5 protein-coding genes and 1 pseudogene are annotated in these 6,260 nt (G+C 64.2%); 4 read left to right on the plus strand and 2 right to left on the minus strand.

Translation table 11 applies throughout. The features are described from left to right. Window positions 1–24: 24 nt before the first annotated feature. Together U5798_RS36325 and msrB are read right to left on the minus strand one after the other, a co-directional pair. A complete protein-coding gene (locus tag U5798_RS36325; protein WP_322084821.1) occupies window positions 25–1,914 on the minus strand; it encodes a cytochrome c biogenesis protein DipZ in 1,890 nt (629 codons plus the stop codon). A gap of 35 nt (window positions 1,915–1,949) precedes the next feature. Beyond that, window positions 1,950–2,480, minus strand: coding sequence for a peptide-methionine (R)-S-oxide reductase MsrB (gene msrB, locus U5798_RS36330; protein WP_322084822.1), 531 nt, complete (start codon window positions 2,478–2,480; stop codon window positions 1,950–1,952). Window positions 2,481–2,780: 300 nt separating this feature from the next. On the opposite strand from msrB, the gene U5798_RS36335 reads away from it, so the two are divergent. The 4 genes and pseudogenes from U5798_RS36335 to U5798_RS36350 form a co-directional block, all read left to right on the plus strand. Next, a complete protein-coding gene (locus U5798_RS36335; protein WP_059677999.1) occupies window positions 2,781–4,148 on the plus strand; it encodes a tyrosine-type recombinase/integrase in 1,368 nt (455 codons plus the stop codon). A gap of 181 nt (window positions 4,149–4,329) precedes the next feature. After that, window positions 4,330–5,187 (plus strand): hypothetical protein, encoded by an 858-nt coding sequence (locus U5798_RS36340; RefSeq protein WP_062885880.1) that lies wholly within the window; start codon window positions 4,330–4,332, stop codon window positions 5,185–5,187. Between the two features lie 128 nt (window positions 5,188–5,315). After that, window positions 5,316–5,675 carry a helix-turn-helix domain-containing protein gene (locus tag U5798_RS36345; RefSeq protein WP_080465610.1) on the plus strand — a complete coding sequence of 120 codons (360 nt, stop codon included), beginning with the start codon at window positions 5,316–5,318 and terminating at the stop codon, window positions 5,673–5,675. A 378-nt stretch (window positions 5,676–6,053) separates the two neighbouring features. After that, window positions 6,054–6,260: pseudogene (locus U5798_RS36350) on the plus strand (IS110 family transposase); the annotation flags it as partial.

Consider the following 6,260-nt stretch of genomic DNA (forward strand, 5'->3'; position numbering starts at 1 on the left):
GGCGGCCGGTGGCGGCGCACGCGATCAACCGAAAGTGAATGCGTACGCATCGACACCGGCATCGAGAAACTCGATCGCGAACGTGCGATCGGCGATCGCCCCCGGCTGCCGGACGAGCTGGTAAAGGCGCTGGCCGGTGACCGTGCCGTAGCCCTGCGCGTCGACGTCGGCGCCGTGCGCGGCACCGGGCGCCGCGCCGTCGAGCGTCACGCGAAAGCGCACGGGCTGGCCGTTCGCGCCCGGGCCGAGCACGAGGTGCAGGTCGCGTGCATGGAACCGGTAGACGATCCGGCCGTCGGGGGCGGCGAGCGACGCACGCTCGCCGCCGACATTCCAGGTGCCCGCGAGGCCCCAGTCGTTGAGGTCCGGCCGGGCCGGCGCGTCGTAGCGGTGCACAGCATCGCGCACGGCGCCGCCCGGCGACGCGAAGCTTTCTGCGCGCGCATAGCCGACATAGGTTTCGGGCGAGCGGACGTCCGCGCTGTCGGCTGCCGCGAGCGCGCCCTTCGCAGGCGCCCCGGCGATCCCGAGCGGCACGTTCAGCGCTTCCGGATGGCCGGCTTCCGCGAGCAGCGACTGGATCGCGCGTTCCGACTGCGCGTATTCGCCTTCGCCGAAGTGGTGATGGCGAACGCGTCCTTGCGCGTCGATGAAGTAGTGCGCCGGCCAGTATTCGTTGTTGAAGGCGCGCCAGATCGAATAGCCGTTGTCGATCGCGACCGGGTAGTCGATGCCGAGGTCGTGCACGGCCTTCTTCACGTTGCCGATGTCGCGTTCGAACGCGAACTCCGGCGCGTGCACGCCGATCACGACGAGCCCGTACGGCGCGTACTTGCGTGCCCACGCGTTCGTGTACGGCAGCGTGCGCAGGCAGTTGATGCACGAATACGTCCAGAAATCGACGAGCACGACCTTGCCGCGCAGGCCGGCCGCGGTCAGCGGCGGCGAGTTCAGCCACTGCACGGCGCCGTCGAGCGACGGCAGCGTGCCTTCGACGGGCAGCGCGGACGGCGTCGTGACGGCCGCGCGCATCATCGCGCTGCCGGCCATCGCACCGCCGCCGGCCGTTGCCTCGTCGGCTGCCGCGGCCATCATCGCGCCGCCGGTGGCGTTGTCGGTGGTGTTGCCGGTTGCGGCCATCGCGGCTGGTGCCGCTGGTGCTGCCGGTTCTGCCGGTGCGCCGTTCGAGCGTCCGCCGAGGCGCTCGACGAGCTTCGTCTCGAGGCCGCCCGTCGTGACGGTCGAAAGCTGCGCGAGCGCGCCGGTGTCGAGGCCGAGTGCGATTGCGCCGACGCCGGCCAGCAGCGCCGCGCCGATCCCGCGCCGGATCCATTCGCCGGCGCCGAGCGAGCGCTTCATCGCGGCGAACACCTTGCCGCCGATCACGAGCGCGATCGCGAGCGATGTCGCTGCGCCGGCCGCATACGCGACGAGCAGCAGCGTGGTACCGACGCTCGCGCCGCGCAACGCGGCGCCGGTCAGCACGAGGCCGAGGATCGGGCCTGCACACGGCGCCCACAGCAGGCCTGTCGCGACGCCGAGCAGCAACGACGACGCGGGGCCGGCCGCGCGGCCGTCGCGCTGCGCGAACCCGGTGAGCCGGTTGCCGGCCGCGACGAGCGGGCGTGTCAGGTGTTCCGCGAAGCGCGGCATCAGCAGCGTCAGGCCGAACACGGCGAGCAAGACGATCGCGATCCAGCGGCCGGCCTGGTTCGCCTGCGCGACCCAGCCGCCGCCGACGGCGGCGAGCGTCGCGACGACGGCGAACGTGAGCGCCATGCCGGCGAGCAGCGGCAGGCCGGTGCGCACGAACGGCTGGTCGGCGCGGGCGAACACGAACGGCAGCACGGGCAGGATGCAGGGGCTCAGGATCGTGAGCACGCCGCCGAGATAGGCAAGGACGATGAGCAGCATGGTGCGTTCTCCAGTCGGTCGGGAGTGGGGCCGGATCAGGCGGCAGCCGGGTGGAAGGTGAGCGCGAGGCCGTTCATGCAGTAGCGCAGGCCGGTCGGCGGCGGGCCGTCGTCGAACACGTGGCCGAGATGGCCGCCGCAGCGCCGGCAGTGCACTTCGGTGCGGACCATGCCGAACGTGGTGTCGGTGTGGTTGTCGACCGCGTGGTCGAGCGGCTTCCAGAAGCTCGGCCAGCCCGTATGGCTGTCGAACTTGGCGGCGGACGAGAACAGCGCGAGGCTGCAGCCGGCACAGGCGAACGTGCCGGTCCGGTGCTCGTCGTTCAGCGGGCTGCTGTACGGCCGCTCGGTGCCGGCTTCGCGCAGGATCGTGTATTGGGCGGGCGTGAGCCGGCGATGCCATTCGGCATCGCTGAGCGTGACCTCGAAAGGGGCCGCCGTGGGTGCGCCGGCCGGCGGCGCGGCAAATGCGCGGCCGACCAATGCGCGCCGGCCGGCGGACGACAGCGCGGCGAGCGCGGCAAGGCCGGTGGCGCCGGCGAACAGCAGATGTCTGCGGGTAGGCATGACGGGCTCCTGGAAGCAGGTGCTGAAAACATGCGCCCATCGTAGGCAACGGCCGGTGTCGAAGTCCTCACGGAAAGTTAAATGAATCGTGATTATTTTCCGGGTGATCCGGCCAAGTCCGACGAAATCCGTCTGAGCCGCGTCGGATAAGGGTTTGCGGGGAATCGGTGGTCCGCCCAATGCCGCGGAAATCCCGCACGAGCCGCAACTTTTTAGTGTCTTTTTAGTGTTCGTGGCGTGGGGTAGGCTCTGCTGAGGATGCGCGGGCCGATCGGATCACGATATCGATGGAGGGCGATCATGGGGGCATTGACAGTCAGGCAAATCGAAGCTGCGAAGGCGACCGGAAAGCGGTATTTCCTGTCGGATGGGCGTGGACTGTTCCTGCGCGTGGGGCCGGCCGGCGGGAAATCTTGGTTTGTTCGCGTCAGTATCAATGGCAAGCAATGCGATAAGCCGCTCGGCAAGACGTGGGCGCGCTCGACGACCGATGCGCAGTTATCGCTAGAGGATGCGCGCGCAGCGGCTGCGACGATTCGTTCACACGCGCGCGACGGCGTGGACTACCTCGAAGCGAAGAAGCGTGAACGCCAGGCCAAGGTTGAACAAGCGGTGACGGCGGACCTCACATTCGGCGACTTATTCGATGCGTGGTTCGCGACGGTCAACAAGAAGCGCGGCAAGAAAGGCCGAAAGGATGGCGGTAAGTCGCTTCGAGCTGCGATGGAAAAGCATGTGCTGCCGACTCTTCGTGCTCACCGGATCGCAGGCGTGTTTGCGTCGAACGTTCTGCCGCTGCTTACCGCGATTTCCGATGTGGGATACAACCGCCAAGCGGTCGAGATGCTGATAACCATCCAACAAATGATTCGATGGGGCGAGCGTAATCAGCCGTGGAAGCGCTTGTTGATCGATTGCGATGTGCTTGCGCTTGCAAAAGAGGATGTTGTTTCAGGCGATTACGATCCGGTGCGTGGCAACGAACGCGATCGGACGCTTACGGACGACGAAATCTGCATGCTCGGTGAACTGATTCCGGCCGCTCGGCTTCCATGCTCCATTGCGTCAGCGGTATGGGTGATGCTCGCTTGCGGAACGCGCGTCGGCGAAACAGTCCTGACGCGATGGACCGATCTTGACTTCAAGGCACGGACGTGGACCATCCCAAAGGAACACACGAAGTCGAACACGGCGATCACAATTCACCTTTCCGATTTCGTCCTCGCGCAGTTTGCGGCGCAGCAGGTCGTGCGCGCCGGCGTGCCGGAGGGCGACGCACGGCGCGATTATGTGTTCCCGTCGGAAAAGGGTAAGCTGCCGCACGTCAGCATCCATACGACCTGCGGGGCTATCCGTAATCGGCAACGCCCAAAGGATGCGCCGACCGAGGGTCGCACGAGGGCAACCGATGCGCTCACTGTCCCGGGGGGGCAATGGAAATGTCACGACTTGCGTCGGACGTGCGCAACGATGATGCAATCGCTGGGCATTCCGGAAAGCATCGTGCATCGATGTCTGAACCACGCACGAAACGATCCGCTTGATCGGATCTATCTGCAGTTCGATTATGACGCGCAGATGCGCGACGCTTGGCGGCGATGGGGTGACCGCCTGTCGGTACTAGTTGGCACGGGTACGGAAAACGTACGTTTTCTGTTCTCGCCCTAATCGGAGAGGCATCTCCGCAGAGGGAAGGAGGAAGATGTAACCCTGATAATACGACTTATCACGGTTATAAGTCCGTCGTCGGCACTCCGACGTCCGCGGTTGCTGGGGGGCGGCGACTCCGCAGGCTACAATCGACGGCATTCAGCCTTGATCGAACCGTAATAAGAATCGGGAGCAACCCGTGACCGTCCTCGCCATCGATAATCAAACGCTCGCAGATACAATCGAGCGTGCACAAGCGTTCTTGGCCACGCAGCCGCAAAAAAGGGCAGCCGACAATTGGTGTCGCTACTTGCGCGACGATCGCGATAGCCGCACCTTTTTCGACGCGACGCCCATGACGCAGTCGACGGTATTCGGAGTGAAGGTGGCCGAGGCGGTCGCGAGAGCGTATTTGGCGTGCGTCGAGGGGCAAGAGGCTGAACTGGCTCCGACTGTTGCCCAGGTCAGAAAGCTGCAGGCTTCGGCTTCTGCCTTTGAGGCGGACCTTGATTCGGCCGGGTCATGGGTCATCGGCGATCGGACGGATCCGGCTTTTCGCGAACCACTTAGCCGTATTTGTGCCGCACCTTCTCGCGTGCCGCCGCGATCGGCGGGCCGGTTGCCGCTGGGAGATCGACGGGCATTTGTTCTCCACCTTGCCCGTTCGTTGTACGTGCTTAGCTCAAGTTTCCCGACGAAATTTCTGATGGTGGCTACGGTTCTTGCTTGGGAGGAGACGAGCGATCGCACGATTCGCTCGATTCTCACACCCGCTGTGAGGTCGACGATTGCCGCTCAGGCCGCTTCCGAAAGAGTGGCGGGTATCGCCAGCGAAAATGCGACTCACCATCTGATCAGCCGGGTCAGCGTGAATCCAGTATCGACTCCGTTGATTGGGGGCGACAGTAGGTCAGACGGCGAGAAAATCGCAGAGGCGTTGCGGTTGCTCCGGTCGCTCACCGATCCGACTGCCGCAACCGTCACGGTGGCGACATTGATGGAGCTCGCAGACGAGTTTGGCATCGCGCCCGTACAGCTTGAACAGCCGGCCGGATGAATTACCTAGGCTTTTGACATCAATTTCTTCCGGACGCTTTCCCCCTCCCGAGCGGAGAGATTGACGTAGCAGGGTTTGCGGGATGCTAGGCGAACATTGTGTCCATGCTCACAACTAGAAGGAAAAGCATGGCACGAGTTGATGCAACTACGATGGCGACGGCACTGAGGGTGATTTTGGCTCGACAACCTGGCAATAGTGCGAGCCGGCAGCGCGAACGCTTGCTTCAGGCTTTCTCTGCTTTCGGTCGTGTTACTACCGTGGAGGCAATGCGCTTCCTCGACATCCTCGATCCTCGTGCACGTGTGTGCGAGCTGCGTAAACGCGGGTATCAAATCGCAACCGTAACGGTCGCCCGTGCGAGTGAAAGTGGCGTGACGCACGCGGTCGGTGACTACGTGCTGCTCTCCACCGCACCGCGTGCGGCGGCGCTTCGCAATGATGGTGACTGGGTGCAGATGGATCTTCCCATGATCTATCCCGGATAGTTTATTGGGGCCCGACACCTTGTCCGTTGGCGAGTGACTCAAACGAGATTGCACTTGCACTGCCAGCGCGGGCGAACCGTACCGTGGCGCGGGTAGCGCGCCTACTTAAAGCATGTCGCTGGCGGGCATCGGCAGTTTCTACATAGAAACTTTAGGAATCGAGGGAGGTTGTGCGTGGTTGTCCGAGTGAAACTGTCGGGCTACTGAAGCGAGCAATTCCGAGGGCCGGCGGGGAAGGGGAACATAGTAAATGATATGAACGCCTCCCATCCGTGATCCGTGGGAGCCGGCAGGAAGGCGGAGCCTCACGGGCCGACGGCATCAGAGTGCCCAGATGGAAGACCATAGAGGTTTTCCTGGCAAACCGGAGGCTCCGACATGACGCATATGACAGTGGGTGCGGACATTGCAAAGAACGTGATGCAACTCCATTACATCGACGCAGAGACGGGCGAGATCGTGAACAAGCCGGTGAAGCGTGCTGTATTCCTCGAGCATTTCGCGAACCGGGCTCCCTGCCTGGTCGGGATGGAAGCCTGTGGGGGCTCGCAGTACTGGGCCCGCAAGCTCACGGCGATGGGCCAT

The organism is Burkholderia sp. BCC1972 (assembly GCF_905339605.1).
In the GTDB taxonomy this organism is placed as follows: Bacteria; Pseudomonadota; Gammaproteobacteria; order Burkholderiales; family Burkholderiaceae; genus Burkholderia.

Excerpts from the sequence above, each read along its gene's own strand:
- U5798_RS36325 (WP_322084821.1), bottom strand. The coding sequence starts at position 1,914 with ATGCTGCTCATCGTCCTTGCCTATCTCGGCGGCGTGCTCACGATCCTG.
- msrB (WP_322084822.1), bottom strand. The coding sequence starts at position 2,480 with ATGCCTACCCGCAGACATCTGCTGTTCGCCGGCGCCACCGGCCTTGCC.
- U5798_RS36335 (WP_059677999.1), top strand. The coding sequence starts at position 2,781 with ATGGGGGCATTGACAGTCAGGCAAATCGAAGCTGCGAAGGCGACCGGA.
- U5798_RS36345 (WP_080465610.1), top strand. The coding sequence starts at position 5,316 with ATGGCACGAGTTGATGCAACTACGATGGCGACGGCACTGAGGGTGATT.